This is a genomic window from Anaerovibrio lipolyticus (assembly GCF_021531495.1).
Lineage (GTDB): Bacteria > Bacillota > Negativicutes > Selenomonadales > Selenomonadaceae > Anaerovibrio.
The window spans coordinates 1-2,092 of the sequence record NZ_JADYTY010000061.1 but is presented as its reverse complement, the minus strand read 5'-3'; the positions used below and the strand labels follow the sequence as shown (position 1 = coordinate 2,092).

Here is a 2,092-nt window from a genome sequence, read left to right as displayed (position 1 = left end):
CTGCTACTAAAAACATAGACAAAAGTGTATATGTCTTAGAAAAATTCCTTGTTCATCGTGCTCGCTCTCGCCGTCCCAAAGGGGCAAGCTACTAGCGTTTGTGTAGCACTCCAAAGGCGTTGACAATACACTCCTTGTTTTAAACAAGGAGGCAAGCCTGTTCCCGACTAGCCATCGGTACATATATCGAAACTTTTGTTATTAAGATACCCGATATTCTTTAGCATCCCGCAAATTAAGCGAAGCATTGTAATCTCTATCCGCTGTATAGCCACATTTTGGACAAGCATACATTCTGTCTTTGAGTTTCAAACCTTTATGTATATGTCCACAAGTGTGGCAGGTTTTAGAACTTGGATAGAATCTGTCAACTTCCCGAAGTTCAATCCCTATTATTTCTGCTTTGCGTTTTAGCTTGGCTAACAGATGATTAAATCTCTGTGCCGCTATCGCTTTTGCTAGATGCCGATTCTTCATCATACCTTTAACATTCAAATCTTCCACCGTAATGAAGCGTGGTTTTTGCTTCACTATTTCGTGAACCGTTTTGTTTTCATAATCCTCTCGGATTGTTGTTATATGATGATGAATTTTCTGTATCTTTAGCTTTTGCTTGTCTATATTTGCAGAGGCAGTAGCAGTTATACCACCTTTCTTTTTTCTAAACTCATATTTACGGCTAAGTCGCCTCTGCTCTCTACGAAGTCGTTTCTCCAGTCGTTTGACCTTTGAACCCTTATTAATATTTTTAAAAGCTTTGCCATCACTGACAATAGCAAGGTCTTTCACGCCTAAATCTATGCCCACACCATCCGTCACCGTATGATACGATGCTTCCAAATCCTTGTTATACTTGGATTTTTCGTCAATATCCACCACAACGGAGACATAAAACCGTCCAGCCACATAAGATACTGTACCATTGGTGACTTTAGCACCCACAGGCAAATAGCCAAACTCTTTAAGCCTGACTTGTTTTAGCGTAGGTATCATTAGTTTATGTCGCCATATTGTCCAGTCGCCATTATTATTCTTGGGAAAATACAGCTTTACGTCCTGATTCGCTTTCTTTTTGAAGTTCGGAAACCCAGACGTACCAGAGAAAAACCGCCGAAATGCCTGTTCAGCGTTTACCAAGGCTTTCTTACGTGCCTTAGAACCGCACTGGGCAATCCATGGCAGTTCCTTTTTCAGCTTATGATTAACATACTTGTCAAAATCGTTGGCAGTAACAAAACGTTTCTGTTTTTCGTCAAGTATGCCACGCTGATACATCTTATACAGACGGAGATTGTAGGCGATATATTGGTTATACAGAAATCTAGCCACACCGATAGAACGAATGATTTTGGTTTTCTGTCCTTCAGTTGGGGCTATCTCCGTTTTGAACGCCTTTAGCAATAGTCTCATCCCCCTCAATCTGTTTTTTGTATTTTCGTAAGCCATACAGCCTACATGAAAATACATGAAGAATACTTACTATATCCTGCACAAGCTCTTCGTGTGGAGACAGTTTCTCATTTTTGACGACTACTATCTCTACATTGAACTTGTTGCAGAATTTCTCAAACCAGTCAAAGCCGAAGCGGACAAATCTATCCTTGTGAGATACGAGAATCATCTTGATTTTGTTTTCCATAACTTCGCTTAGAAGCTGATTCCATTTCTTTCGGTTGTAGTTCAAACCACTGCCATAATCTCTGATAATATCATCAGCTATAAGACCTTTGGCGTTGACATACTGTTGAAGAAAATCCACTTGATTCTCAAGGTCATCTGTCTGATTTCTAGTTGACACCCGTGCGTAAATGACTACCTTTCGAGAATCAGCATCTTTGCCAATGCCTTTGAACTGTAGATACTGGTCGTAGGTGTAATATCTTCTATTTGTGGGGGTTCTGTTTGCTACAAGCGTTTTCTCCCTGTCCCAGCGTTGAAGTGTCTTGACTGTGACATTGAGAAGCTCTGCAAATTCTTTAGGCTTGTAATTAGTAATATTTGATGTGTTCATGGCTCTAACCTCCATAGACACATTATATCACCAATATACATATTTGTCTATAAAATCAGTTACTTAATATCTCCTCCTTTA

The 2,092-nt window shown here is 39.8% G+C and carries 2 protein-coding genes; both read right to left on the bottom strand.

The window, feature by feature from the left end; translation table 11 throughout:
- Nucleotides 1-201 precede the first annotated feature (201 nt).
- Nucleotides 202-1,410, bottom strand: coding sequence for an RNA-guided endonuclease InsQ/TnpB family protein (locus I6E26_RS10940; protein ID WP_235321899.1), 1,209 nt, complete (start codon nucleotides 1,408-1,410; stop codon nucleotides 202-204).
- Nucleotides 1,364-1,996, bottom strand: a complete 633-nt coding sequence (locus I6E26_RS10935) for an IS607 family transposase (RefSeq protein WP_235321900.1) — start codon at nucleotides 1,994-1,996, stop codon at nucleotides 1,364-1,366. Before I6E26_RS10935 ends, I6E26_RS10940 begins: the two co-directional genes overlap by 47 nt.
- Nucleotides 1,997-2,092: the final 96 nt, after the last annotated feature.

Excerpts from the sequence above, each read along its gene's own strand:
- I6E26_RS10940 (WP_235321899.1), bottom strand. The coding sequence starts at position 1,410 with ATGAGACTATTGCTAAAGGCGTTCAAAACGGAGATAGCCCCAACTGAA.